Consider the following 24,792-nt stretch of genomic DNA (forward strand, 5'->3'; position numbering starts at 1 on the left):
GACCGCGGCGCGACCGCGGCGCTTCGAAGCGCGCCCTACGATTCGTCGGTGCCCAGCTCGCGTGCCATGCGCCGGCGCCAGGTCTCGCGGTCGATCTCTTCCAGCAGGCTGCGGTTGAGCACCTCGCGCAGCGGGCTGTGTGGCGCCAGGGCGATGGCGTAGTGCTGCTTGTCGAAGCGCCCGGGGAGCAGGCGCAGGGCGGCGTCCTGCTGGGCCCCGAGGTGGTAGGCAAGGATCGGCGCGTCGTAGACCACGGCGTCGACGCGGTTATCCGCCAGATCGCGGAGCAGCGGGTCGAGACTGGCGGCTTCGACGGCGTCTACGCCGCGCTGTTCGAGCCACTCGGCGCTGGTGCTGGAGGCGATGGTCGCGACGCGGACCTGGGGCAGGTCGTCGGCGCCCTGCACGCGGCCGTCCAGCGCGCCCACGGTCAGTGCGGCGGTGATGCTTGCGGTGAAGCTCGCCACCAGCAGGATGGCGGCGAACATCCAGATCAGACCGAGGATGCGTCCGGCCAGGGTCACCGGGGCCTTGTCGCCATAGCCGACCGTGGCCATGGTCACCGCCGCCCACCAGAAGCCGTTGCCGATGCCGTTGATCGCGCGCCCGCCGAACTGCTCGGGGTTGGCCCGGCGCTCGAACCACCAGGCCAGAACGCCGATGGCCGCGAGGGTGGCGCAGAGGCTGGCGATCACCGCGAAGAACTGCCAGGAGAAGAACCGACGCAGGATCTCCCATACGCCACCGCCCTGTGTCTGGTTGACCGCGATGGCCAGCCCGTCGGCATGGAAGCTGTGCGAGAAGTCCACGCGCTGCTCGCGCTCGGCGGTCACCGTCAGCGCGCCGAGGCCGACGTCGATCTCGCCGGCCTCGAGCGAAACGAAGAGTTCATCGAGGCCAACCGGCCGGTAGCGGTACTGCCAGCCATTGGCCCGGGCGATGCCCTCCCAGAGCGCCACCGCGATGCCGCCATAGCGGCCCTCGCCCTGGTCGATGACAAAGGGCGGCGCAACGCGCACGCCGACTTCGAGCGGCGTATCGGCATCGGGGGGATGCGCTGCGTCCTGCCCCATCGCGGCCAAAGGCAGAAGAGCCAGCAGCAGGTAGAGGAGGACGCGTCGCGGGGCGATCAGGTGCACGCTCATGGGGTCTACGCTGCCGCAGCGGCCGGTGGGGCGCAAGTCGCGCGGCTCGCATCGCGGTCTTGCACAGCGCATGCAGGGGCCGGGAGAGGACTGCAAGTCGCACGTCGTAGAAGCCGGTATCGACTGCCGTCGCCGCGCTCCGGATGCGGATCCGCGGATGGCACAGCGGTTGCTAGCATGGGTAAAGGGCCGGTACCGGCCCGTGTCCTCACTGCCGTGGAGTGCCCTCATGAAACGATCGCTCGTTCCCTCACTCGTCCTCTGCGCCGCCTGCGCGCTGCTCCCGGCCGCGCCGACCTCGGCCAAGGACATCGACTGCGAGATGCGCTTCGACCTCAGCAGCTGGTCGGTGTTCTACAAGTCGTCAAGCGGCGAGGGCGTGATCCGCTGCAACAACGGGCAGAGCATGGCCGTGCGCCTGGAAGCCCGCGGCGGCGGCCTGGCGATCGGCAAGTCGACCCTGACCGATGGCGTGGGTGAGTTTTCCGGCGTGAAGGACATCAACGAACTGCTGGGCACCTACATCAGTGCCGAGGCCAGCGCCGGCGCCGGCGCCGCGGCCAAGGGCCAGGTGGTGACCAAGGGCGAGGTGTCGCTTGCACTGAGCGGCACCGGCAAGGGCTGGGACCTCGGCATCGCCTTCGGCAAGTTCACGATCTCGCGCGGGCGCTGAGGCGGCGCGCCGGCGGCCTGCAGCTCCGGTATAGTCCGCCGCCATGAAAACCCCCGTGTCGCGCTATGTCTCGCTGACCCTCCTTGCCATCGGCGCCCTGTTGCTTGCCATGGGCCTGTGGCTTTTCTACGAGCATCATGTCCTGCTTTCCGAAGGCGTCGAGGTGCAGGCAAGGGTCCATCACAAGGAAGCCAAGGGCCGCGCTGGGCAGGAGTCCTTTAGCGCGCAGTTGGTGCCCGCGGATCAGCCCGAGCAGTCGATCAAGGTAAGGATGACGGCTGAGCAGTTCGCCAGCCTGGCCGAGGGCGATAGCGTGACCCTGGCCTATGTGCCGGACGATCCCGCGATCTACACGCTGGGCGGGCTCGGACAGGTGCGAGCCTTGGACGGGCGGGATCAGGCGACGGTGGTCGGTGGTGTGCTCTGCCTGCTGCTGGGTGCGGCGCTGTATGCGTATTCCCTGCGGCGTCCCAAGCCGCGGCGACGCCCCCCGCCGCAGGGGAAAGGTCCGCAGGTCGTCTAGGAGCGTCTGACAGGACCGGGGAGCATCCAAGGTCGCGCCTGCTGCGGCCGTCGGCATGGACCCATGATGCGGCCGGCTCAACATCCGCGGGCGGGATGGTCGCCCGCGAACCGGGCGGCAAGGAACAGCCATCCGCCAGGGGCGGCGTGGCTTGAAAGATAGTCGTCGAACCGCGTCCGCGGTATCGGCGACACCGCTCTTGTGGTCAGTCGCGGCGCACGCGGCGCGGGAGTGGCCGCAACCTCGAAGAAGCTCGACGGCGCGTCGGTGCGGTGAACCGCACCCTATGGCGTGCGGCGGACCGCACCGTTGTTGAATCGGCCCGGCAATCTGGCGAGCGGGATGTTGTCGCTGGTCGTGGTTCGCATGAGGGATTGCCGTTCGGTCAAGAAGGCTCGCCAAGCGCACCGGTGTCTCCGGCTGGATGCCATGGGGTGCGGCTGGCCGCACCCTCGTTCAGCCGCGCCGGCGGCCCTGGCGACAACGCTCTATGGTTAGTCGCGACGCACGAGGGACGGGCTTGGCCGCAACGTCGAGGCAGCTCGGCAGGTACGTCGGTGCGGTGAACCGCACCCTATGGCGTGCGGTGGACGGTTGTTGAACCGGACCGGCCGGATTGGCAAGCGCGTTCTCGTCGCGGGACGCGGTGGGCGTGGGCGGGGAGTGGCTTGTCGTCGATGTAGCTCGACATGCGCGTCGGTGCGGCGAGCCGCACCCTATGGTGGGGCTGAATCCTACGGCGGGACGCGGCGGTTTCCGATGGTGGGCCTCGGGGGCGGTCGGCAGGCTGGATGGATGCCGAACTATCGACGCGCGAGGGTGCCGGGAGGCACCTACTTCTTCACCGTCAACCTGGTGGATCGGGACAGCCGGCTGCTGGTTGAACATGTCGATGCGCTGCGTGGGGCATTCCGCGACGCGCGCGCCGTTCGGCCGTTCGGGCTGATCGCGGCCGTGGTTCTGCCCAACCACCTTCACTGCATCTGGAAGCTGCCGGAAGGGGATGCCGACAACGCCCGTCGCTGGGGCGCGATCAAGGCCGGATTCTCCCGGGCGCTGCCCATGGAGGCGGCGCGCTCGCGATCGAGGGGGCACCGAGGCGAGCGCAGCATCTGGCAGCGGCGATTCTGGGAACGCTGGATCACCGATGAGCGCGACTTGCAGGCACATGTCGATTACGTACACGGCAATCCGGTCAGACATGGGCTGGTCGACCGGGCTAACGACTGGCCGTACTCGTCGTTCCACCGACACGTGCGCCAGGGCTTGCTGGCCCCGGACTGGGCGGCGCCGGCGTCCACAGCGCCGCAGAATGCCCCAGTTCCCAAAGGCGAATAGGGTGCGGTTGGCCGCACCGTCGTTGAACTGCGCCGTTCGGTTTGGCGGGCGCGTTGTTGTCGCAGGTCGCTGTGCGCGGGGCGGGGCTTGCCGCAGCGTCGAGGCAGTTCGACAGGGGCGTCGGTGCGGCTAGCCGCACCCTATGGGAATGATCGGGGTGGGGTTCCTCAGGCATAGGGTGCGGTTCACCGCACCGTCGTTGAACCGAGGTAGTGAGCGTGTCGACGGCGATCTTGTGATTGGCCTTGGCGCGTGTGGGGTCCGGGTTTGGCGCGACGTCGAGGCAGTTCGACAGGGGCGTCGGTGCGGCGAGCCGCACCCTATGGGCATGCTGGGGGGCGCTTCAGCAACCGCAGGCGGGGTGGTCGCCTGCGAACCGGGCGGCAAGGCCGAGCCATTCGCCTGGGGCAGCGAGACTGGACAGGTACAGGCGCTGATCGAAGCTGCAACTGTCGTCGGGCAGGCTGAGCAGCAGGTCGAGGCGGCCGTCGCCATCGATGTCGCCGATCCAGTTCAGGGCTGGTGTGCTGGTATCGCCGCCGTAGTGGCCCTCGGCCGGAAGCTCGAAGAGGACCTGGCTGCGCTCACCGTCGGTCAGGCGGTGCTGGAACTGGTGGCCGTCCTCGCTGCGCTGCCATTCCCAGTGCAGGCCCTTCTCCCCCAGCGGCAGGTCGAATCGACCCTGTGCCTCGCCGCCCGCATACGGCGAGGCGAGGACCGGGTCGCGGCCCCAGGTGGCGACCGGATTGCGCAGCGCAGGCAGCCCGCTGAACACCGCGATCACCGGGCCGTGGACGTGGACGACATCGGTGGGCTCGTCCTCATCGAGGATATTGCGCATTGCACCCCGACCGATGGCCGGGTAGACCTGATTCAGCGAGCAGCCGTTCCCGTCGCACTCAAGACCCAGCCAGTCATCTGTCTTCGGAAAGCTGCCGGCGGCGAACTGTCCGCCATTGCCTAGGGCCATGAAGGCGCCGGTGGGCGCCTCGGCAAGGCAGCCGCCGGCGGCCGCAAGACAGAGCAGGGCGAGAATCGGGCGGTGCATGGTCAGGCTCCGGAGAAGGGTGAGCTGATCTTGAGTATCGATTGTGGCGATTCGCGGGCGGCGCCGTGGCGCGGGCCTGACTGGCGCTCCAAGCGCAGCGGTGGGTTCCGTGCGGCACCTGTCCGATGGCGCGCCCTCGTGCTCCAGCCTCAGCCGACGAAGCGCGCCATCCGGGTCGGCTGGACCAGCCAGCGGTAGCTGAGAAAGCACAGGGCCAGCGTTGCGCAGCTGGCGAAGCCGAACTTGGCCCACCACGGCGCATCGAGGTTCATCAGCGGGTACTGGATGGCGAACAGCAGGGGCAGGTGGATCAGATAGGTCCAGTAGGCGCTGCGCGACAGAGGGCGAAGCCATGTGTTGGGTCGGTCGAGCAGGGCCTTGCCGAGCAGCAGGCAACACAGGGTCAGCCAGACGCTGAGCACGGCCTGCAGCAGGGCCATCGGCCAGGAGGCGGTCTCCGGCTGCAGCGGATTGATCGCCGCCGGCAGCTGCCAGTAGAACAGCGCGTAGCCGAGCGCGCTGGCGATCAGCAGCGGGGCGAGCAAGGGCCGAAGGCGATCGAGCAGGCCGGGCTCATCGTGCAGGTGCATGCCCAGCAGGTAGAAGGCACCGTAGTAGCCGAGCGCCCAGAACTGCGGCAGCAGGCCCTCGGGCGCCGGGTGCGGCGTGCTGACCGAAGCCAGCGCCGGGCAGATCAGCAGGGGCAGGACGAGCAACAGGCCCGGACGGCTGCGGAACAGCTGCGCGCTCCAGGCGAGTTTTGCGCCGAGAGTGCGGGCGATCCAGTGCAGCAGGCCGAACCAGATCAGATAGTAGAGGAACCACAGGTGGGCCGTGCCGGGCGGCAGCGGCGGCGCATCCTCGCGGGCCTCCCAGTCCCGCAGGAAGATCAGCAGGGCCGACGGATGCTCGACGTGGCGCATCGCCCAGGCGGTGGAGGCATCCAGCGCCCAGATCACGATCGGCCAGGCGATCAGGAAGGGCAGCGCGATCCGGCGGACCCGCTGGCGGGCGGTGGCCGCGCCGCCCAGTCGCTCGACCAGCAGGGCGGCGAAGAACCCCGACACGGCAAAGAACAGCGGCATGCGGAACAGATGCAGCAGCCACAGTGGAGCATCGATCCAGGCCGAGGTCTCACGGTCGGCGGTCGGGAACAGCGGCTGCATCAGCGGGCTGTAGGCGAGGGCCGCGTGGAACAGCACTCCGGCCAGCATGGCCAGCGCGCGCAGATGGTCGAAGTAGTGCAGGCGCGGCGAGCTGGCCATGTCCGGCGATGTCCCGGCCACTCAGTAGAAGGCCGGCTTGCGCGCGTGATGCCAGGCGGTGGCCACGAAGATCACCAGCGTGGCGGCCAGCAGCCCGAACAGGATGCCGAGCGCTGCCGGGCTCCAGCTCACCACAGCCTCGCGGTAGCCGCCACCGCTGATCGCCTCGATCTGCGACAGGCCCATCAGGAAGGGGTTGATCATCACCATGCTGACGATCATGGTGAAGATGTTCCAGCCTTCCGATTCCACCGACATCGCCACCGCCAGCGACAGGCTGTAGGCGAACAGCACGTAGGCGAACAGCAGGCAGGCCAGCACCACCAGGCCGTTCGGCAGCGGCGTCTGCAGGATGCAGGCCAGCGTGCCGGTGAGCAGCACGGCGAACGGCACGCCGAAGGTCAGCAGGTTGGCTCCCAGCTTGGCCGCGGTGAAGTCGATCGGTGCCACCGGCAGGCTCATCACGAAGGCCAGCGTCTGCTGCTTGCGCTCGTCGACCAGGGCGGTGGAGATCGAGAAGCAGGCCGCCGCCACCACGACCACGATCAGCAGCAGCGAACCGAGGTAGAACGACCAGGGCCGGGCAAGGCCGATCAGAGCCAGCGCGACGATGCCGCCCAGCACGAACAGCGCCAGCTGCTTCTGGAACAGCTGCCAGTCCTTCTGGATCAGCAGGCGGACCACCGGCAGATTGAGTTTCATGCGGCACCTCCCGAGCGGACTGCGGTGACGAAGATGTCTTCCAGCGCCATGCGGTCGACGCGCTGGACCTTGAGACCCGCCTCGTCGAGCCGCGCCGGGAACTGCGCGTCCCAGGCGCGCGTCTTGATCTCGATCAGGCTTCCGCTGTGGCGCACCATGGCCACCTCGGGCCAGTCGGAAAGTCCTTCGGGCGCGTGTCCCTCGCAGCTGACCCGGCGCCAGCTGTCGAGGAAGCGCTCCTTGTCGGAGGAGGCGATCATCCGCCCGGCGTGCAGGAAGGTGATGGTGTCGGCCAACTGCTCCACGTCCTGGGTGTTGTGGGACGAGAACAGCACGCTGCGGGCGGCGTCGCGGAGCACGTCGGACAGGGCTTCGAGGACCTCGGCGCGGGCCACCGGATCGAGCCCGGTGGTGGGCTCGTCGAGGAGCAGCAGTCGCGGGCGACGGGCCAGGCTCAGCAGCAGCATGGCCTTGACGCGCTGCCCGTGGGAGTAGCCGCCTAGACGCTGGTCCACGCGGAGGTCGAAGCGCCTGAGCAGGTGGTCGGCGTAGGCGGAATCCCAGTCCGGATAGATGGCCCGGATCAGGTCCATGTGCCAGCGCAGCGTCTGGCTGCGGTACAGGCGCATGTCCTCGGAGGCAAAGCCCATGTCGCGCTTGGCCTCGACCTGGGCCTCGGGCAGGCGGTGCCCCAACACGGTCACCTCGCCGGCATCCGCAGCGGCAAGCCCCGAGAGCAGGCGCAGCAGGGTGGTCTTGCCGGCACCATTGACGCCGACCAGGCCCATCACCTCGCCCGCCGGCAGGTCCAGGTTGATGTCGCGCAGGGAGAACTCGGGATAGTGCTTGGCAACGCCGGATAGCGAGAAGGCGACGGTCATCGGGAATCTCCGGTGGAACGGTGGGTGGGGGCGGGGGGCTTTCCGCCCTCCTCAAGCGCCTGCGCGACCTGCTGCAGCACGGCCTCGGGCGACAGGCCGAGGCGCCCCGCGCAGACCAGCAGGGCCTCGATGGCGCGGGCCAGCTCTTCCTGCATCAGCCGGGTGGGCAGGGCACGCTGTTCCGCCACCACCGATCCGCGGCCCTGTCGCGTGGCGATCACCCCGGCGCGCTCCAGCTCCTCGTAGGCGCGGCGGACGGTGATCACGCTGACCTGGCTGTCCGCGGCCAGCTCGCGGATCGAGGGCAGGCTGCTGCCCGGCGCCCAGTCGCCGGCCATGACCCGGGCGGTGATCTGGTCGACGATCTGCTGGTACATCGGCCGCGGATCATCGGGAGAAAGCAGCAGCTGCGAACTCATGCACTCACTGTGTATATTGCACATACACAGTATGCACAGTGGCCGACGGCCGTGCAAGCTCGCCCCGCCGTCGCGGTGGGCGACAGGGTCGACGAAGCGAACGAATCGGACCCGGCGCCTCGGCCCGGAACAGCGGCGCGCAGCGCCGGATCAGGCGGCCGGGTGCCTGCGGGCGTTGCGCGTCAGGCTGACCACCAGGGTGACCACGGTCAGCGGCACCACGAAGCCGAGCATGACCCCGCTGTACTCGTCGAGGGCGTCATGATCGCGGGCGGCGAGGATCAGGTAGGCGGTGTAGGCGACGAAGTAGAACAGGAACAGGGCGCCTTCCCAGCGGGCGATGGTGCGGCCGACGATGAAAACCGGCAGGCAGGCGAAGGCGACCGCGATCATCACCCAGAGGTCAAAGTTCAGTACCGAGGGCGCCATTGGCAGGCCGTCGCCGGAGACGAGGCCGGCGAGGCCGAGGCAGCCGAGGATGTTGAAGATATTGCTGCCGACCACGTTGCCGATGGCGATATCGCGCTCGCCGCGGATGGCCGCGGTGATCGAGGTGGCGACCTCGGGCATCGAGGTGCCCGCGGCGACGATGGTCAGGCCGATGATGACGTCGCTGACGCCGAGCGCGCGGGCGAACTGGGTCGAGGCATCGACCAGCCAGCCCGAGCCGACGACGAGAAGTCCAAGCCCGGCGGCGATCAGCAGCAGCTGCAGCCAGAGGCGACCGGGCGGAGGCTCGGCCGACGATTCGGCCTTCGCCCGCTGCGCCTTGCCCTCGCGGCGCGACTGGATCACCACGTAACTGGTGTAGACGATCAGCAGCAACAGCAGGAGGCCGGCGTCGAGGTTGCTGATTGTGCCGTCGATGCCGAAGGAGAGGAGCAGGATTGAGGCGCCGATCATGATCGGCACCTCCTGGCGGATGATCTGGGTATCGACCACCAGCGGCACGATCAGGGCGGAGACGCCGAGAATGAACAGCACGTTGAAGATGTTGCTGCCGACCACGTTGCCGACCGCGATATCAACCTGTCCGCCCATCGCGGCGCCCACCGAGACCGCGACCTCGGGCGCACTGGTGCCCATGGCGACGATGGTCAGCCCGACCACCAGCGGCGAAATGCCGAGCGACAGCGCCATCCGCGAGGCGCCGCGTACCAGCAGTTCGGCGCCAGCGACCAGGGCGGCCAGGCCGGCGATGAAGATCAGGACATTGCTCACGCCAGAAGCCTCGTTTAGAGGGCAGAACGCCCCGGAGGATAGCGCCGCGGGCGGATTGACCCCAGCCCGTTCGGGTGCGCACGCATTGGATCCATCAAGGCCTCGGACATCACCGCCACGGCCGATAGCGATTCTCGGCGACCCTGACGGGACCTGCCTGCAAAGGCTCTGGACACCCTGCCGCAGCAGCCCGGCAGCGCCTCGAAGGGGCTTTTCCGGAAGGCAAGAACGGGCGCAAAACGGACGTACCGCAGAGTCCGAATGTAGGAGCCAGCTTGCTGGCGATAGGCGCCCCGGAAGGGACGATCGCCAGCAAGCTGGCTCCTACACACGCAACGGCGCTGTCACGTCCGGTTGGCGCCGCAAAACAGACCTCGCCGCAGTCAAATTGTCGGAGCGCCTTTGGGCGCGACCGCGGCGCTATGGATTCACCACAGACCGAGGCTGGACCGTAACTCCGCGGTCGCGCCCAAGGGCACTCCCACAGTCGGGCTTCGTTGGGCGTCAGCGAAGCTCCATAGGGCGCGCCTTGGGCGCACCGATACGCGCGTTCGGACGGTACGCCCGGTGCGGCCAGCCGCACCCTATGAATGTCTTCTTTGCGCCCGTTGCGCGCCTTCAACCGTGGCGAGGCGGCGGCTCAGCGCAGCACGTAGCTGGCGAGCACCTGCTGCACCTCGTAGATCGAGAGCTTCTTGTTGAAGGTCTTCTGGATCAGGATGCCGCCGCTTAGGACGATCTTCAGCTCCGCGTCGAGGTCGAAGGTGCCGGCGGTCTCGATGCTGAAGGTCACGATGGAGCGGTAGGGGATCGAGCGGTACTCGACCTTGGAGCCGGTCAGGCCCTGCTTGTCGACCAGGATCAGCCGCCGGTTGGTGAAGATGAACTGGTCGCGGATCAGCACGTAGGCGTGCTCGATCGACTCGCCCTCGCACATGATCCGGGCGAATTCTTCCTGCACCTTGGATGCGTCGACCTTCGACGCGTTGCCCATCAGTCCATCCAGCAGTCCCATCCCGCGCTCCTTTCCTGGGTGATCGGGGCATGAGCGCCCCGGCGAAGATCATGACGCCGACGCGGACGAAATGGGACGCGAGGGGCGCGGGGCCGTTCGCCCGGACCCGCGCGGGCCCTTGAAGGCGCTATTGCATCGAGGTCGAGGTGGCCATCCAGAGCGGCCCCTGGCGCTCCATGGTGACCTCGCCCTTGACCGCCTCGCCCTCCATCTTGCCCTCGATGTGCAGGATGGCGGTCTTTCCGTCGCTGGAGCCCTTGACGATGCGCACGTCGGTGGGCGTCAGCAGGGCCATGAACTCCAGCTCCTCCGCGGCCTCCGGCGAATCCAGCATGGCCGCCATGTCCGGGCTGACCAGGGCCTTCAAGGCCTTGAGGTCCTTGGCGTGGACAGCGCGGGTCCAGGCGATGTAGGCCGCGCCCGGTTCGCCGCCGCCCTCGGGCAGCGCGTCGCCGATCGGCGCATCGGGATCGACCACTACGGCATGGAAGCGCAGGTCATAGAAGTAGGTCTTGTCGAAGAACTCCTGCTTCTCCGGCAGGAACATCCGGCCGGAGAACACCTCCGGGCCGTTCTGCTCCAGCGCCAGCGTCGGATACTCGCCGCCGGACAGGCTGAACCCGTCGATGTACATGTTCTGCGAGAGCACCTGCAGGCTCGGTGCGTCGCCGAACTCCGAGGTCAGGGTCAGGCCGATTCGCAGCGAGGGGTCGATGCCGCTGCCGTCGACTTCGCGCGGGGCCAGCGGCTTGCCGCTGAACACTACGGTCCACGTAGGATCCGCTGGATCGTAGAAGCCTTCGGCTTCGCGGTAGACGTAGGCGTGGCGCAGGGCTACCGGATTGTCGTTGAGGGTGAACGTTCCACTCGCGCTGCCCGGCGGCGGCGATTCGGCGGTGGCGTTCGCGCAGGCCAGCAGGAGGCCGGCAGCAAGGCAGCAGAAAGTCTTCATGGCGCGCTCCTCGTGCGGGATGGACCCGGAATGCCGAGGCAAGGCGAAGCGGACACCGCCCACTGTGCAGCGCCGCATTCCCCCGCGGCCGGCGCACAGGCCCCGGACGACTGGGCTGTGCCGGTCACTAGGCTACGCCGACCGGGCCGGGGCTGCGAGCCGGGTGCGCAGGGCGATCGGACGAGGGCTCGGAGTTGCGGCGACGCGGGACGGGCGCGCCAAGGACTGGGCGCCGACAATCAGGTCGTTTCCCCGCGCGGCGGGGCGAGCGGACCCGGCGCGGTCGCGCAGTCCGCGCAAAACGTCCCCGCCCGGCGTGACCGGGCGGGGGCGGCGCAGCTTAGACCGCGGCGTCCTTCAGGCGCTTGAGCGGGCGGACCTTGGTCTTGACCGTGGCCGGCTTGGCCTTGAACGTGGTCTCTTCGCCGGTGAACGGGTTGATGCCCTTGCGGGCCTTCGTCGCCGGGACGTGCTGGGTGGTGATCTTGAGCACGCCGGGAAGCACGAAGGCGCCAGCGCCCTTCTTGTTCACCGAGGCGAGGATGGCGCCGTCGAGAGCGGCCATTACCGCCTTGACGTCCTTGCTGGCCACGCCGGAAGTTTCGGCGAGGTGCTGGACCAGGGCGCTCTTGGTCATCACTTCCTTGATCGGCTTCGGCGCCTTCGGGGCAGCCTTCTCGGCCTTCGGCTTCGCAGCCTTCGGCGCAACCTTCTTTGCTTTTGCCATGGTTTCGATCTCTGCAGTCATGAGGGGCAGTGCGCGGATGCGCGGTGCCAACCCTAGCGTGACTTGAGCCTTTCGACCATGGGTCGGACGCCTTCGAGGCGAAATTTTCCCTGAAAAAGCGCCCTCCGGACGTGCGAACGGCGCCCGTAGGCGCCGTTCTGGGTGTCCCGGTCGGGGACGCCGCGCGGCTTACAGGCGGCTGCGCGACTGGAAGTTGCGGCGGAGGCGGGCCTTGCGGCGGCGCATGCGGGCCTTCTTCATCGGTGTGCTCTCAGGGTGGGGATGACCTTGCATTGTCGCACGGAAGTGTGGTCCGGCCGGAACTCCGACCCTTGACCCCGTGGTCACGCAGCCTCAGCCCGGGCGGTCCTTGCCCTTGGAAAATGCTTCGATCAGGTCCATCGGCATCGGGAAAACGATGGTCGAGGTCTTCTCGCCGGCGATCTCGGTCAGGGTCTGCATGTAGCGCAGCTGGATCGCGCGCGGGTCGCCTCCGAGCAGGGTGCCGGCCTGAACCAGCTTCTCGGCTGCCTGCAGTTCGCCTTCGGCGTGGATCACCTTGGCCCGGCGCTGGCGCTCGGCCTCGGCCTGCCGCGCGATGGCCCGGACCATGCTCTCGTCGATGTCGACGTGCTTGATCTCGACATTGGCCACCTTGATGCCCCAGGCCTCGGTCTGGACATCGAGGATCCTCTGGATGTCGTCGTTGAGCCGGTCGCGCTCGGAGAGCATCTCATCCAACTCGTGCTGGCCCAGCACCGAGCGCAGGGTGGTCTGGGCCAGCTGGCTGGTCGCCTCGAGGTAGCGCTCGACGTTGATGATCGCCTTCTCGGGATCGATCACCCGGAAGTAGAGCACCGCATTGACCTTCACCGAGACGTTGTCGCGCGAGATCACGTCCTGGCTGGGGACATCCATGACCAGGGTGCGCAGGTCGACGCGCTCCATGCTCTGAACCACAGGGATGATGATGATCAGGCCCGGGCCCTTGACCTTCCAGAAGCGGCCCAGAGTGAACACGACCGCGCGTTCGTACTCGCGCAGCACCTTCACCGCGCTGGCCAGCAGCGCGAAGACGAATACCGCGACGGTCAACCACATCGAGAACATTTCCATGGCGCTCCTCCCTTCAGTCCTTGCCGGCTTCGACCTTCAGTACCAGCCCGTCCATGCCGAGTACGCGGACGGTCTGACCGGCGCGCACCGGACCGCGGCTCATGGCCTGCCAGACCTCGCCGCGGGCGCGGACCCGGCCGTGGCCGTCGAAGTCGGACAGGGCGACCGCGTGGCTGGCGCCGGCATCGGCGGCTTCCTCATCCAGCACGCCGGGCACCGGGCGCTTCCGGGCGCGGGCCAGCAGGTGCAGGCCGAGCAGCATCAGCGCGCCGGTGGACAGCGCGATGCCGCCGATCAGCCCGCGCGAGACACCGAAGCCGGGAATGTCGGCATCGAAGAGCACTACCGAGCCGAACACCAGCGCCGCCAGCCCGCCGATGCCGAGCACGCCGAAACTGGGCGTCAGCAGCTCTCCGACCATCAGCAGCAGGCCGAGCAGGATCAGGGCCAGCCCGGCGTAGTTCACCGGCAGCATCTGCAAAGCATAGGCAGCGAGCAACAGGCAGATCACGCCGACGACACCGGGCACCAGCACGCCGGGGTTGTAGCCCTCCAGCAGCAGACCGTAGAGCCCGGCCAGCAGGAGCAGATAGGCCACGTTCGGATGGGTGATCAGGGCGAGAAGCCGGTAACGCCAGCCCGCCTCGACCTCGACAATCTCGGCGCCGGCGGTGCGCAGGACCACTCTGTCCTCGCCGAGCCTGACCTCACGGCCGTCCAGTGCGGCCAGCAGGGCGTCCAGATCGGCGGCCAGAACTTCCACCACGCCCTGTTCCAGCGCCTCGCTGGCGGTCAGGCTGACGCCCTCGCGCACGGCGCGCTCGGCCCACTCGGCATTGCGGCCGCGCAGCTCGGCCATCGAGCGCAGGTGGGCCGCGGTGTCGTTGATCGCCTTGCGTTCCAGCGCCGTGGCGGGGCCAGGCGCCGAGCCCTTCCCGCTGGCCTCGTCGGCGCCCGGCTCGGACTCCGGCGCGCTCTCATCGGCTGTCGGGCCAGGGGCCTTGCCGGGACCGCCGGGCGATCCACCGCCGAGCGCCACCGGCGTGGCCGCACCAAGATGGGTGCCGGGGGCCATGGCCGCCACATGGCTGGCGTAGACGATGAAGGTGCCGGCGCTGGCCGCGCGCGCCCCGGCAGGCGCAACCCAGACGACCACCGGCAGCGGCGCCGAGAGGATCGCCTGGTCGATGTCGCGGGTGGCAGCTTCCAGCCCGCCGGGGGTGTCGATGCGCAGCACCAGGGCCGCGGCCGACGCCGCCTCGGCCTCACGCAGCGCGCGCTGCAGCAGCTCGGTGGTGGCCGGGCCGATGGCGCCGTCAATCTCCACCGTGTACACCTTCGGTGCTGAGCCCGGCTGTGCCGGCGCAGCGGCCGGGGCCATGGCCTGCAGGCCGGCCCAGGCGGTGAGCAGAACGGCGATGGCGAGCCACCGGTACCTCATGACGCCAGTGTACTCCCGGTCGGTGAAGCGGCCCGTCAAGGCCGCAATCGGGGACAGGCGTGCTGCCGCGGGGATTGCTAGCATCGGCCACCGCCCTGATCGACGAGCCGCCATGATCACTGCGCCGCCTACCGTTTCCGATCACGATCCGGACCGCCTGCGCGTGGCCGTGGCCGACTCTCCGGCGCGTATCGCGCAGATCCTCGATCTGCAGCGGCGCAACCATTTCAGTCAGCTCAGCGAGGCCGACCAGGACCGCGACGGTTTCGTCTTTGTCCGCCATACAGTGGAGCAGCTGGCGGCGATGGCGCAGCGCCTGCCGCAGGCGGTGCTGCTGGATGACGATGAGGTGGTCGGCTACAGCCTGTGCATGGGCCCGGACATGCGTGCCGAGATCCCCAGCCTGGTGCCGATGTTCGAGGCCTTCGACCGCATGCCGTTCCGCGGTCGGCGGCTGGCCGACTGGGAGTATGTCGTGGGCGGCCAGGTCTGCGTGGCTGCGGGCTGGCGCGGCCGTGGCCTGATCGGTCGGCTCTATAGGGCGACGCGCGACCTGCTGCCTTCCTCGGTGGAGCTCTGTGTAACCGAGATCGCCCTGCGCAACGAGATCTCCCGCCGGGCACACTACCGGATCGGCTTCGAGCCGGTGGATCGCTATCGCGACGACGCCGAGCTTTGGGAGGTTGTCGCCTGGCCCTGGCGCGCGCCCGGGTAGTACGCCGGAGTGGCCGAGTTCGGGCAATGCCGGGCAAACCGGCGTATGCTGGCCGCCTGTTCGAATCCCGCAGGGTCTGGGGGGAACGATGGGTGGTGTTTGGCGCAGGCGCCTGCTGGGCGTCGCTCTCGCGGGGCTGGCGTGCAACGCGCCGGCACAGGTTCCGGTCTCCGAGGTCGAACAGTTCTACGCCAACAGCGGCGTGTTCAGCGCGGTCGAACCCTCGGCGCATGCCCATGCGACGCGCTTTCCCAGCCTGTCGGCGGACGGCGTGCGCATTGCCTTCGCCCGCGACGGCGAGGGCCAGCTGGTGATCCGCGACCTGTCGCAGTCGAGCTCCGAAGTGGTGCCGGCGCCAGGGCTGCGCAGCTCCGGCCGCGACTTCACCCTGAGTTCCGATGGCCGGGTGCTGGCCTTCGACTCGGAAGCCGTGCCGGGCAAGGCCGGCTGCAACCGTGTTCTGAACCTGCGCAACGCGCTGACCGGCACGCAGACAAGCGTCGGCGGCGCGGCCTGCCTTGACCGTCCGAGCAAGCCGATCATCGCCCAGTTCGGCAAGCCCTACGGTTTTGCCTCGAACATCCTTCGCAGCGGGGCGCCGAGCCCCAGCAACAGCTATGACATCTACTTCCGCCGGGTGCCCCCCTTCCTCGGCAAGGGCGATTCGACCGAGTGCCTTTCCTGCGCGCAGGACGACAGCGACAGCGGCAGCCTGGGCGTCGGCGCCTTCTCCGCCGAGCCGGTCAGCAACGTCGCGCATCGCGAGAACAAGGACCTGTGGATCAGCAACGGAGGCAGCCGGCTGTCCTTCGTCTACAGCATCGCCTACGAGCGCTGCGAGATGGGCAACCCGGACTGCGGCGAGTCGGGCCTGGTGATCGCGGATGCCAGCGACGCCGGGATCACGGTGCGGCGCAGCCTGCGTCTGGCCGAACGCAATCGCTTCCTCGAGGCCGAGGCCGCGGCCGATGGCAACCGTTTCGTGTTCTCGACCAGTGCGCCGATGGTGCCGGGGGAGGACGCCGACGACGACCTTGATGTCTATCTCTACGACGTGATCGAGGACCGGGTGATCCTGCTATCGGGCGGCCTGACCGGCTCGGCCAACGACGTGCGCATCTCGGGCAACGGGCGCTTTGCGATCTTCACCCGCGAGAGCATTCCCCGGCGCATCCCGATCCCTCCCGATGTGCAGGGTACAGCCTGTGGACTGGTGTTCGATCCGGTGGACAACACCAGCGAGTACTACCTGGTCGACCTGCAGGGTGAGACGCCGCGCAGGGCCAGAGTGCTGGGAGAGAGCCGGCAGTTCGGCAACGATTGCGAGGCGCGCACCGCGACGCCCCGACAGGGCGCCGACATCAACCACAGCGGCACGCGCATCGCGCTCACCACCCGCAACGCGCTGGATGCCGGCGATACCAACAATCAGCTCGATGTCTACGTCGCGCCGAATCACTTCGCCCGCGACCTCATCTTCGATCACAGCTTCGACTGAGCGGGCGTCGGCGGAGGCGGGCGGCCGGCGGGCGCAGGCGATCAGCGTGCCCTTGAGGGGCCGTCGTCGCAGGCCGCGCCCAGCGGCTCGGTCAGCCGCTCGAGCACCATGCTGCCGCTGCCGAAACCCTCCCCGAGCTGGTACTCGATGACGCCCCGGCGGCAGCTCTCGAAGCGCAGGGTCAGGGTGCCCAGCACCGGGTAGCTGACCGCCCCGGGGTCGAAGGCCGGCGGGAAGCGACCGCCCTCGGCGCGCAGTGCCTGCATGCTCACCCGGTCGCCCTCGATTGTGCCGACGCCGCCGAACCAGGCCTGCCTGCCCTGGCTGTCGAAGGTGAACCAGTAGGCCACCAGCTGGCCGCCGTCGAGCACCTCGACGAAAACGCCGTGGCCGGCCTGTGCCGGATCGAACCAGGTGCCGGTGAAGCGCTGGTCGATCATGAGGCCACTGCTCGGCTCACCGTCGGAGATCAGGAACACCCGGCCGTCGTAGCTGACCAGGTAGAGGTTGCCCTCCTCGTCCTCGCCGAAGCTGGAGATCGGCAGCTGCGCCGAGGCCAGCTGCTCGCGCTCGAAAGATGCCGCAGTCTCGCCGGCTGCCACGCGCCTCAGCCCGAACACGCGGCCGCTGCAGAAGTCGCCGAACAGGTAGGTGCCGCGAAGGGCGGGGTAGCGGCTGCCCCGGTAAACGTAGCCGCCGGTGACGGAGCAGCCCAGGTCGCGGCCGTACTCGGTCACCGGCAGCACCGTGCCGGCGCTGCTGCAGCCGCTGTCGCGGCAGAGCGTGCCCTCGAGCACGCGCCAGCCGTAGTTGCGCCCGCCGGCGATCCCGCCCGGCTGGAAGTTGACCTCTTCGACGCGTCCCTGGCCGACATCGGCGATCCACAGGTCGCCGGTTTCACGGTCGAAACTCGCGCGCCAGGGGTTGCGCAGGCCATAGGCCCAGATCTCCGGCTGCGCGCCGGACTGGCCGACGAAGGGATTGTCCGGCGGGATGGCCATCTGCTCGCCGGAAACGTCGATGCGCAGCATCTTGCCCAGCAGGGTGTCGAGCCGCTGGCCGTGGTTCTGCGGATCGCCGCCCGATCCGCCGTCGCCGCTGGCAATGTACAGGTAGCCGTCGGGACCGAAGCCCATCCAGCCACCATTGTGGTTGGTGAATGGCTGGGCGTAGGCCAGCAGCGGCTGTTCGGCGGACAGCTCGACCCGGTCGGGGTTGCTCGGGTTGACCGTGAATCGCGAGATGATGGTGCCGCCGGCGAGGTTGGTGTAGTTGACGTAGAAGCGCCCGCTGCTCGCGAAATCGGGGGCGAAGGCAAGACCCAGCAGACCCTGCTCGCTGGCGCCCGAGACCAGGGTCTGCATGTCGAGGAAGGGCTCGTTCTGCAGGACGCCGTTCCTTGCGACCAGGATGCGTCCACTCTGCTCGACGATGAAGAGCCGTCCGCTGCCGTCGCCGGCGTGGGTGACGAACAGGGGCTGGCTCAGCCCGCTGTAGAGTTCGGTGAGGCGGAGATCGACCGTCTGGGCGGCGCTGCCGGTCGACAGCAGCAGTCCCAGCAGGATCATCAGTGCGCGAATGCTCATGGCCTCGTCCCTCCTGTCTACGAAACGTTTCGGAGTTTATCCTCGCAGCGACTGACGGTCATCGCTGCACCGCGGCATGCACGTGTTCGGCGAGCCGGCGGGCAAGATCGGGCATCAGCCCATCGGGCAGGTCGTGGCCCCAGCCGCTGATCTCGACGTAACGCGAGCCGGCGATCCGTCTCGCCAGGTCGCGGCCGTGCGCGCTGGGGAGCATCGGGTCGGCGTCGCCGTGCAGGACCAGGGTCGGTGCCCTGATCGTGCCCAGCAGGTGGGCACGGCGGTCGGCAAGGATCGCCGCCAGCTGCCGCTCGCTGCTGCGCCCCGTTGGCGCGCGGCGAACCGCCTCCAGCGCCCGGGCCCGGCGCTCTTCGGCAGCGGTCGGCCATCCGGGACCGGCGAGCACCCCGAACAGCCGGTCGATGTAGTCGACCGCCGCATGCTCGTCGGCGCCGACTGGCCGAGTGCGCATCAGGCGCAGCACGGACGCGCGCGGCAGCGGCAGGCCGAGGCGACCGCTGCTACTGGCCAGCAGGCCGAGGCTGGCCAACCGTGCAGGGTGTCGCAGGGCGAACTGCTGGGCGATCATTCCGCCCATCGAGATGCCGGCAACGTGGGCGCGGGCGATGCCCAGCCGGTCGAGCAGTCCCGCTGCATCGTCCGCCAGGTCGCCGAGCGTGTAGGGCAGGGCCGGCCTCCGTCCGGTCAGCCGCACCGCCGCCACCCGCAGCAGGTTGGGTGCGGGTGTCTGGTGGTAGCGCGTGCTGAGACCGATGTCCCGATTGTCGAAGGTGATCACCCGCAGCCCCGCCTCGGCCAGCGCCTCGATCAGCGACCGCGGCCAGGCCGTGCGCTGCATCGACAGGCCCATGATCAGGACCAGCGCCGGGCCCTCCTCCGGCCCGAGGCAGTCGTAGTCCAGTTCGATCTCGCCAATCGTCGCGCGGGGCATGGTGGGAAGGCTATCAGCGGAAATGTGGGGGTGGTCGCTTCCGGGCGTGGGGTGCGCATTCGCCTCGGTCCCACTGTAGGAGCCAGCTTGCTGGCGATGGTCCCTTCCGGGGCGACTGTCGCCAGCAAGCTGGCTCATGCGGGTTGTGCGGGAGGTCTTCTTGGCGCCCTGAGCTGACCTACCCTTGCATGAAGCCCAGATTGCTGCCGTCGAACGCCGACAGGCGCGGGAACAGGGCGTTCAACGCTGCGCTGTCGGTGACGCCCATCCAGCGGGCGAGGGTGGCGCCGTACTGCTCGATCGCCGTGGTCGGAATGTACTGCCCGCGGTTGAGGCTCCACTCCATCGCCGCGTTGTCATCGGCGTTGATGGCCAGTCGCGGGTAGCGGCCGTAGAGCTTGCCGCCCTCCACCGCGCCGCCGAAGACGAACTGGTTGCCGCCCCAGGCGTGGTCGCTGCCGTTGCCGTTGCCGGACAGGGTGCGGGCGAACTCGCTCATGCTGAAGGTGGTGACCGCGTCGCGGGCGCCGATCTCGCCGAGCGCGCTCCAGAACGCGCCGAGCGCCTGGTTGACGTCGGTCAGCAGCTCGCCATGACCGCTGTCGGTCAGCGAGCCGCCGGCCTCGAACATGCCGCTGTGCAGGTCGAAGCTGCCATAGCGCACGTAGTAGACCTGGCGCCGGGCGCCGAGCTGGTCGCGGCTGATCTTGATCATCCGGGCGACGATGGCGAGCTGCGAGGCCAGCGAGTTGCCGGCCGGGAACACCGTCTGCAGCGCCCCGTCCGGGCCATCGAGGAAGCCGGCGATGCTCTCGCCGACCTCCAGCGAGCGCTGCACGGTGTTGGCATAGCCCTGCATGAAGGGGCTGTCGTAGCTGTCGGCCAGCAGGTCGTCGAGCACGGCGCGCTTGGCGGCCGAGAAGTTCGGCCCGCCGCTGGCGCTGTACTGGTCGATCAGGTTCACCCCGTCGCTGCCCAGCTGGTAGGGCAGCAGGCCATCGCCGACCAGGAAGTGCGCCGCGCCGGCCACCGAGAGGGTCGGCGAAAGGCCGTTGCCGAGGGCGCCGCCGGCGGTCGCCTTGGCCAGCTGACCGCCCCAGCCGAATCGGGCGTTGCTGTCACGCTGCGTACCGGAGCCGATGTGCCAGAGGCGCTCCTGATCGTTGTGCGAGAACAGCTGCGCAGGGCGCGGCGCACCGGCCAGGTACTCGCTGCGGCTGATCGGCTCGAGCAGCGGCCCCATATTGCAGACGAAGGCCGCATCACCCTGCTGGAACAGGGTGTGGAGTCCGGAGTGGGCCTGATTGGCGCCCCCATTGGTGGCCGTGTAGTCGGCCATCGAGGGGTGCAGGCCGTAGTCGACGCTGCTGCCCTGCGGGCGCACCGGCAGCAGCTCGGAAAAGGGCAGGGCAAGCCCGCTGGCATTGCTGCCCGAGTACACCCCTCCGCGCGCATTGCGGTAGCTGTCGTAGAGGCTGCCGGCGGACTCGCTGTCGCGCGGCACCAGCAGATTGAAGCTGTCATTGGCCCCGGCGAGATAGATGCAGACCAGGGCGCGGTAGTCGCCGGCCGCCTGGGCGAAGGCGGTGCGCGGAATCAGCGCGAGCTGCGGCAGCAGGCTGCCAAGGCTGGCAGCGCCGAGGCAGCCACCCAGGCCCTTGAGGAAGCGCCGGCGCGAATCGGGAGCGTTGCAGTTCATGGCGGTCTCCTCAGAGCTGGGCGGCAAAGGCCGGCGAGATGGCGATCAGGTGGGTCAGGTTCAGCACCCGTAGGCGGTGGTCGGCCGTGGCCATCTCGCCATCCAGCAGGGCGATCAGCTTGCTGCGCATGCCGGCCGGCATCTGCCCGTAGAGCAGGGCGTCATCCAGCGCATCGACCAGGGCCGCCGAGCCACGCGGCAGGGCGTCGAGCACCGCCGGCGGGATATTGGCGTAGGCCTGCGGGTTTGCCGTGCTGATGTTGTTGTTGGCATCCAGCCGGTAGCCGTTGAACAGCACCGCAAGCAGTCCGTCCGAGCTGCTGATGGCGGTGGACTCGTTGAGGATCTCGAATTCCGGGCCGACCAGCCCGGCGTCGGAGAGCACGCCGGGCTGGGTGTAGTCGGGCGAGTAGAAGTTGAAGACCGAGGGCGCCGCCAGCGGCCGCTGGGCAAGGAAGCGGCTGGTGTCGATCGCGCCGACGAAACCGTTGGGCGCCGGCTGCGCCTGCAGGGCGCGCCACAGGGCGGTCAGCTTGAGCAGCGGCTCGCGCAGCTTGCCGAAGTTGCGCGCCGGGGTGGCCCGCGCCTCCGGGTCGAGCAGGATGGCGCGGAGCATGGCGCCGAGGTTGCCGCGCACGCCGCTGCCGTCGTTCTCGAAGACCTGGGCGACCCGCTCGATATAGCCCGGGCTCGGATTGCTGGTGGTGAAGCGCTGGATCAGCAGGCGTGCGAAGTTCGGGCCGACGTTGGGATGCGCGGCCAGGGTGTCGACCAGGGTGTCGATCTGGTTCTCGCAGTAATCGATGCAGGCCTGCTGATCGGCGCCGCCGGTGCCGGCGTGGCAGGCGACCTCGCTGGGCGGAATGGTGACACCGGCCAGCAGGATCTTGCGGTCGTTCGGCGCCGGCAGGATGGCGAAGTTGTTCGAGGCGGTCGCCGAGCGACCGGTGTCGGCATAGCGCGGGAAGCACTTCATCGGCCGGTAGAAGTCCGGGTGGGCAAGGCCGGTGATCGTGCCGGGCACGGCATAGCGCGAGGGCGTCGAGAAGAACACCGTGGGCGAGAAGAAGCGGGTGCTGTCGTCCACCCGGCCGCAGTTGCGATTGAGGGTGATGCCGCCGATGGTGGTCGGGCCGCTGCAGTCGTAGCTGAGCCCGGTCAGGACCTTGGCGGTCTGGGTGATCAGGGTCTGGTCATAGGTCGGCACCGGCTGCCCGTCCTGCTCGATCGGCGTGCCGTCGAGGCGCAGCTCCTTGAGCCCGATGGAGAACAGCTGCATGACCTCACGGGCGTAGTTCTCGTCCGGCTGGGTGGCGCCGGCCACCAGGGCGCCATCCGGGTCCAGTGTCCAGTCGGTCTTCTGGTTGCGCAGGTGGGTCAGGTAGATGCCCATGGCCGGGCTGTAGGTGACATCGCGCAGCAGGTCGCGGTAGGCGCCGAAGGCGCCACGCAGCAGCAGGTCGTTGTACTCGGCGACCACGGTCGGCACGTTGACCAGCTGGCTGATGTCGGACACCACCATGATCTGCGACAGGGCGAAGGCCATCCGCTGGCGCAGCTGATCGGGGGCGTAGAGGGCGCTCGAGAACCAGCGATCCAGGCGGAACACGATCTGCTGGGGGCCGGGCCGCGGGTCGACCGCAACCGCTGCGGCGACCTGTTGCTCCACGGTGGGTCGCTGCAGGGTGGGCTCAAGGCCCAGCTGGCGGTCGATCCAGCCGGCCGGGCCCAGCTGGCGGACTTCATCCACGGCCTGAGGATTGGGCCCGAAGCTGGCCTGGGTCAGGAAGCGCGAGGCCTTGTCGGCGTCGACATCGCCGCACTCGTAGCCGGCCGGCGTGCTGAGCCGGGTGAGGTCGAGGTTGCCGCTGCCGTAGCCTGACAGGGTGCTGGTCCAGCTCAGCCGGGCCGAGTCGCCGTCGACCGCCTCGAATACCAGGCTGCCCCAGGGCTGCTCCACAACATCGCTGCTGCGGAAGTTGGGCGGGAAGTCGGCGCCGCGCGGCTGGCTCACCGTCAGCTCGGCGCGGCTGCCGTTGATCGGGCCGACCGCGGTCATCCAGCGCTGGGCGCCATTGAGGTAGGCGTACCAGATGGCGACCATCTGCTCCTGCCCGGGCGGTCCGATGATCTCGACGAACAGCCCGTGGCCCGGCTGGCTGGCATCGAACCAGCTGCCGCTGTGGCAGGCGGCAACCCGCCCGGTGGGCAGGTCGTGGGCCAGCGACAGCGAGGTCAGGCGCACGATCGGCATGCTGCCGCTGCCGAAGCCGGCCAGTGGGCTGTTCCAGCTGGCGCTGCCCTGCTTGTAGCCGGAAAAGCGCAGGGTCAGCGTGCCCCAGTCGGACAGCGTCGCCTGGCTAGCGACGAAGCGCGGCGGGAAGTCGCCGCCGCTGCCGATCGACAGCGGGATGCTGGCGGTATCGCCGTCGATCGGACCGGCACCGACCAGCCAGACCGGCTCGCCGTCGGAGTAGGCGAACCAGGACACCGCCAGCAGAGGGCCGCTGTCGGTTTCAAGGTATTCGAGGATGTAGCCGTGCCCGCTCTGGGCCGGGTCGAAGAAGGTGCCACTGATCTCCGGTCCGATCTCGTAGGCCTGGGCCGTGCTGGCCAGCATCAGCGCCATGGCTGCGGCGCTTCGGCGAATCGATAGGTTCATGATCGGGTTCCCCTCCAGGGCTGTTTGATGCCGGTACAGGCGCGATGGTCGGCGGTCTGGCCATCCACCACGCAGCGCAGCGATTCCATCGAATCGCGGAACAGGAAGTCGCGCGGAATGGGATCCTCGGCGCTCTCACCATAGGCGCCCTGCTCGATCCAGTCGTAAATCAGTTCCTGCAGCAGCGGCGGCACATGGCCGCCCGGCGGCATCGGCATGCCGACGTCGGGCGTCTCGCAGGCGATCTTCTGGAACAGCAGGGAGCGCCTGGGGTCCCCGGGGATCACCCGCTGCGATGCTCCCGACTGCGCCGAGAGCTGGCCGACGAGGAAGTAGATCGAGAGCTGGCGGTTGGAGAGATCGAGGTCGCCCGCCGGGACGAAGCCGAGATGGCAGTTCTGCGTGCAGTTCGAGGTGCTGTCCATCGCCTCCCAGACGTCATCCCACAGCACGCCCTGGATGATCGGCAGACCGCTGAGGTTGCGGCAGCCCTCGGCAGCGCCAGCGGCCAGCGGTGAGCAGAGCAGGAGGAGCAGGAGAACGCGGGTCATGCCTTCGTCAACGCAGGGCCTCGGAATCGGTTGACATGAAAAAACGAAAGGGCCGCCCGGTCAGGGGCGGCCCTTGCATTCTGAGACAGGCTTGGCAGTTACGGCAGGATCACGGTGTCGATGACGTGCACCACGCCGTTGCTGGCGCCGATGTCGGTGGCGGTCACGGTGGCGTTATCGACCTTGACGCCGGCCGAGGTGTCGATCTGGACCGCCTTTCCGTTGACCGTCTTGGCCGAATCCAGCTTGACCACGTCGGCGGCCATGACCTTGCCCGGGACGACGTGATAGGTCAGAACCGCGATCAGCTGCTCCTTGTTCTCCGGCTTGAGCAGATTCTCGACGGTGCCCGCCGGAAGCTTGGCGAAGGCGTCATTGGTCGGGGCGAAGACGGTGAACGGGCCGGCGCCGGACAGGGTGTCTGCCAGGCCGGCAGCCTTCACTGCGGTGACCAGGGTGGAGAAGTCAGGGTTGCCGGCGGCAACGTCGACAACGGTCTTGCCCTTCTCATGATGACCGGCAACGGCGGACAGCGAGAACAGCGCAGCGGCGGCCAGCACAACAAAACGTTTGAACATGATGCGACTCCGGTATGGGGTGGGTGTCGTTGTTCGCGACGCCATGGAGTCTGCACGGGGCTACGTCAACCGGCGGTACAGCGCGGGT

The 24,792-nt window shown here is 68.7% G+C and carries 23 protein-coding genes; 5 read left to right on the top strand and 18 right to left on the bottom strand.

Annotated elements, in window-relative coordinates; translation table 11 throughout:
- Positions 1–35 precede the first annotated feature (35 nt).
- On the bottom strand, positions 36–1,145 hold the full coding sequence (locus M0G41_RS16910) for a transporter substrate-binding domain-containing protein (protein ID WP_248211217.1): 1,110 nt from the start codon (positions 1,143–1,145) through the stop codon (positions 36–38).
- A gap of 229 nt (positions 1,146–1,374) precedes the next feature.
- Here M0G41_RS16910 and M0G41_RS16915 point away from each other — a divergent pair, with 229 nt between their 5' ends.
- The 3 genes from M0G41_RS16915 to M0G41_RS16925 all read left to right on the top strand — a co-directional run bounded on the left by M0G41_RS16915 (position 1,375) and on the right by M0G41_RS16925 (position 3,679).
- Positions 1,375–1,818, top strand: coding sequence for a hypothetical protein (locus M0G41_RS16915; RefSeq protein ID WP_248211218.1), 444 nt, complete (start codon positions 1,375–1,377; stop codon positions 1,816–1,818).
- A 43-nt stretch (positions 1,819–1,861) separates the two neighbouring features.
- Entirely contained in the window at positions 1,862–2,341 is a 480-nt protein-coding gene (locus M0G41_RS16920) for a DUF3592 domain-containing protein (protein ID WP_248211219.1), read from the top strand.
- A gap of 795 nt (positions 2,342–3,136) precedes the next feature.
- Complete coding sequence (locus M0G41_RS16925; RefSeq protein ID WP_248211220.1) at positions 3,137–3,679, top strand: REP-associated tyrosine transposase; 543 nt, start codon at positions 3,137–3,139, stop codon at positions 3,677–3,679.
- A 343-nt stretch (positions 3,680–4,022) separates the two neighbouring features.
- Here M0G41_RS16925 and M0G41_RS16930 read toward each other — a convergent pair whose 3' ends face one another.
- From M0G41_RS16930 to M0G41_RS16980, 11 genes are all read right to left on the bottom strand, one after another.
- On the bottom strand, positions 4,023–4,727 hold the full coding sequence (locus tag M0G41_RS16930) for a hypothetical protein (protein WP_248211222.1): 705 nt from the start codon (positions 4,725–4,727) through the stop codon (positions 4,023–4,025).
- Positions 4,728–4,876: 149 nt separating this feature from the next.
- Positions 4,877–5,992 (bottom strand): acyltransferase family protein, encoded by a 1,116-nt coding sequence (locus M0G41_RS16935; protein ID WP_248211224.1) that lies wholly within the window; start codon positions 5,990–5,992, stop codon positions 4,877–4,879.
- Positions 5,993–6,013: 21 nt separating this feature from the next.
- Complete coding sequence (locus tag M0G41_RS16940; RefSeq protein ID WP_248211226.1) at positions 6,014–6,694, bottom strand: hypothetical protein; 681 nt, start codon at positions 6,692–6,694, stop codon at positions 6,014–6,016.
- Entirely contained in the window at positions 6,691–7,575 is an 885-nt protein-coding gene (locus M0G41_RS16945; protein WP_248211227.1) for an ATP-binding cassette domain-containing protein, read from the bottom strand. Before M0G41_RS16945 ends, M0G41_RS16940 begins: the two co-directional genes overlap by 4 nt.
- Positions 7,572–7,994 carry a GntR family transcriptional regulator gene (locus tag M0G41_RS16950; RefSeq protein WP_248211229.1) on the bottom strand — a complete coding sequence of 141 codons (423 nt, stop codon included), beginning with the start codon at positions 7,992–7,994 and terminating at the stop codon, positions 7,572–7,574. The genes M0G41_RS16945 and M0G41_RS16950 overlap by 4 nt, the downstream gene beginning before the upstream one ends.
- A gap of 150 nt (positions 7,995–8,144) precedes the next feature.
- The gene (locus M0G41_RS16955) at positions 8,145–9,215 is read right to left on the bottom strand and encodes a calcium/sodium antiporter (protein WP_248211231.1); all 1,071 of its coding nucleotides are present in this window, start codon (positions 9,213–9,215) and stop codon (positions 8,145–8,147) included.
- 640 nt (positions 9,216–9,855) lie between these two features.
- Positions 9,856–10,230: a PH domain-containing protein gene (locus M0G41_RS16960; protein WP_248211232.1), complete on the bottom strand. Its 375-nt coding sequence runs from the start codon at positions 10,228–10,230 to the stop codon at positions 9,856–9,858.
- Positions 10,231–10,357: 127 nt separating this feature from the next.
- Positions 10,358–11,182 carry a hypothetical protein gene (locus M0G41_RS16965; protein ID WP_248211234.1) on the bottom strand — a complete coding sequence of 275 codons (825 nt, stop codon included), beginning with the start codon at positions 11,180–11,182 and terminating at the stop codon, positions 10,358–10,360.
- A gap of 340 nt (positions 11,183–11,522) precedes the next feature.
- On the bottom strand, positions 11,523–11,909 hold the full coding sequence (locus tag M0G41_RS16970; RefSeq protein ID WP_248211236.1) for an HU family DNA-binding protein: 387 nt from the start codon (positions 11,907–11,909) through the stop codon (positions 11,523–11,525).
- A 354-nt stretch (positions 11,910–12,263) separates the two neighbouring features.
- Positions 12,264–13,025, bottom strand: coding sequence for a slipin family protein (locus M0G41_RS16975; RefSeq protein ID WP_248211239.1), 762 nt, complete (start codon positions 13,023–13,025; stop codon positions 12,264–12,266).
- A 13-nt stretch (positions 13,026–13,038) separates the two neighbouring features.
- Positions 13,039–14,466, bottom strand: a complete 1,428-nt coding sequence (locus M0G41_RS16980) for an NfeD family protein (RefSeq protein ID WP_248211241.1) — start codon at positions 14,464–14,466, stop codon at positions 13,039–13,041.
- Between the two features lie 112 nt (positions 14,467–14,578).
- On the opposite strand from M0G41_RS16980, the gene M0G41_RS16985 reads away from it, so the two are divergent.
- Entirely contained in the window at positions 14,579–15,181 is a 603-nt protein-coding gene (locus M0G41_RS16985; protein WP_248211242.1) for a GNAT family N-acetyltransferase, read from the top strand.
- A gap of 88 nt (positions 15,182–15,269) precedes the next feature.
- The gene (locus M0G41_RS16990; protein WP_248211244.1) at positions 15,270–16,679 is read left to right on the top strand and encodes a TolB-like translocation protein; all 1,410 of its coding nucleotides are present in this window, start codon (positions 15,270–15,272) and stop codon (positions 16,677–16,679) included.
- A 41-nt stretch (positions 16,680–16,720) separates the two neighbouring features.
- Here the strand turns inward: M0G41_RS16990 and M0G41_RS16995 are convergent, their stop codons facing one another.
- The 6 genes from M0G41_RS16995 to M0G41_RS17020 all read right to left on the bottom strand — a co-directional run bounded on the left by M0G41_RS16995 (position 16,721) and on the right by M0G41_RS17020 (position 24,704).
- On the bottom strand, positions 16,721–18,265 hold the full coding sequence (locus M0G41_RS16995; protein ID WP_248211245.1) for a PQQ-dependent sugar dehydrogenase: 1,545 nt from the start codon (positions 18,263–18,265) through the stop codon (positions 16,721–16,723).
- 58 nt (positions 18,266–18,323) lie between these two features.
- Positions 18,324–19,214 carry an alpha/beta hydrolase gene (locus tag M0G41_RS17000; protein WP_248211246.1) on the bottom strand — a complete coding sequence of 297 codons (891 nt, stop codon included), beginning with the start codon at positions 19,212–19,214 and terminating at the stop codon, positions 18,324–18,326.
- A 178-nt stretch (positions 19,215–19,392) separates the two neighbouring features.
- On the bottom strand, positions 19,393–20,913 hold the full coding sequence (locus M0G41_RS17005) for a DUF1501 domain-containing protein (protein WP_248211247.1): 1,521 nt from the start codon (positions 20,911–20,913) through the stop codon (positions 19,393–19,395).
- Positions 20,914–20,923: 10 nt separating this feature from the next.
- Positions 20,924–23,575, bottom strand: a complete 2,652-nt coding sequence (locus M0G41_RS17010; protein WP_248211248.1) for a DUF1800 domain-containing protein — start codon at positions 23,573–23,575, stop codon at positions 20,924–20,926.
- Positions 23,572–24,126 (bottom strand): hypothetical protein, encoded by a 555-nt coding sequence (locus M0G41_RS17015; RefSeq protein ID WP_248211249.1) that lies wholly within the window; start codon positions 24,124–24,126, stop codon positions 23,572–23,574. The genes M0G41_RS17010 and M0G41_RS17015 overlap by 4 nt, the downstream gene beginning before the upstream one ends.
- Positions 24,127–24,224: 98 nt before the next feature.
- Positions 24,225–24,704, bottom strand: coding sequence for a fasciclin domain-containing protein (locus M0G41_RS17020; protein WP_248211253.1), 480 nt, complete (start codon positions 24,702–24,704; stop codon positions 24,225–24,227).
- Positions 24,705–24,792: the final 88 nt, after the last annotated feature.

This window comes from Pseudomarimonas salicorniae (assembly GCF_023156535.1).
Lineage (GTDB): Bacteria > Pseudomonadota > Gammaproteobacteria > Xanthomonadales > Xanthomonadaceae > Pseudomarimonas > Pseudomarimonas salicorniae.

Bases quoted from the DNA above. Each gene is read 5' to 3' on its own strand.
- M0G41_RS16910 (WP_248211217.1), bottom strand. From the start codon at position 1,145: ATGAGCGTGCACCTGATCGCCCCGCGACGCGTCCTCCTCTACCTGCTG.
- M0G41_RS16915 (WP_248211218.1), top strand. From the start codon at position 1,375: ATGAAACGATCGCTCGTTCCCTCACTCGTCCTCTGCGCCGCCTGCGCG.
- M0G41_RS16920 (WP_248211219.1), top strand. From the start codon at position 1,862: ATGAAAACCCCCGTGTCGCGCTATGTCTCGCTGACCCTCCTTGCCATC.
- M0G41_RS16925 (WP_248211220.1), top strand. From the start codon at position 3,137: ATGCCGAACTATCGACGCGCGAGGGTGCCGGGAGGCACCTACTTCTTC.
- M0G41_RS16930 (WP_248211222.1), bottom strand. From the start codon at position 4,727: ATGCACCGCCCGATTCTCGCCCTGCTCTGTCTTGCGGCCGCCGGCGGC.
- M0G41_RS16935 (WP_248211224.1), bottom strand. From the start codon at position 5,992: ATGGCCAGCTCGCCGCGCCTGCACTACTTCGACCATCTGCGCGCGCTG.
- M0G41_RS16940 (WP_248211226.1), bottom strand. From the start codon at position 6,694: ATGAAACTCAATCTGCCGGTGGTCCGCCTGCTGATCCAGAAGGACTGG.
- M0G41_RS16945 (WP_248211227.1), bottom strand. From the start codon at position 7,575: ATGACCGTCGCCTTCTCGCTATCCGGCGTTGCCAAGCACTATCCCGAG.
- M0G41_RS16950 (WP_248211229.1), bottom strand. From the start codon at position 7,994: ATGAGTTCGCAGCTGCTGCTTTCTCCCGATGATCCGCGGCCGATGTAC.
- M0G41_RS16960 (WP_248211232.1), bottom strand. From the start codon at position 10,230: ATGGGACTGCTGGATGGACTGATGGGCAACGCGTCGAAGGTCGACGCA.
- M0G41_RS16965 (WP_248211234.1), bottom strand. From the start codon at position 11,182: ATGAAGACTTTCTGCTGCCTTGCTGCCGGCCTCCTGCTGGCCTGCGCG.
- M0G41_RS16970 (WP_248211236.1), bottom strand. From the start codon at position 11,909: ATGGCAAAAGCAAAGAAGGTTGCGCCGAAGGCTGCGAAGCCGAAGGCC.
- M0G41_RS16975 (WP_248211239.1), bottom strand. From the start codon at position 13,025: ATGGAAATGTTCTCGATGTGGTTGACCGTCGCGGTATTCGTCTTCGCG.
- M0G41_RS16980 (WP_248211241.1), bottom strand. From the start codon at position 14,466: ATGAGGTACCGGTGGCTCGCCATCGCCGTTCTGCTCACCGCCTGGGCC.
- M0G41_RS16985 (WP_248211242.1), top strand. From the start codon at position 14,579: ATGATCACTGCGCCGCCTACCGTTTCCGATCACGATCCGGACCGCCTG.
- M0G41_RS16990 (WP_248211244.1), top strand. From the start codon at position 15,270: ATGGGTGGTGTTTGGCGCAGGCGCCTGCTGGGCGTCGCTCTCGCGGGG.
- M0G41_RS16995 (WP_248211245.1), bottom strand. From the start codon at position 18,265: ATGAGCATTCGCGCACTGATGATCCTGCTGGGACTGCTGCTGTCGACC.
- M0G41_RS17000 (WP_248211246.1), bottom strand. From the start codon at position 19,214: ATGCCCCGCGCGACGATTGGCGAGATCGAACTGGACTACGACTGCCTC.
- M0G41_RS17005 (WP_248211247.1), bottom strand. From the start codon at position 20,913: ATGAACTGCAACGCTCCCGATTCGCGCCGGCGCTTCCTCAAGGGCCTG.
- M0G41_RS17010 (WP_248211248.1), bottom strand. From the start codon at position 23,575: ATGAACCTATCGATTCGCCGAAGCGCCGCAGCCATGGCGCTGATGCTG.
- M0G41_RS17015 (WP_248211249.1), bottom strand. From the start codon at position 24,126: ATGACCCGCGTTCTCCTGCTCCTCCTGCTCTGCTCACCGCTGGCCGCT.
- M0G41_RS17020 (WP_248211253.1), bottom strand. From the start codon at position 24,704: ATGTTCAAACGTTTTGTTGTGCTGGCCGCCGCTGCGCTGTTCTCGCTG.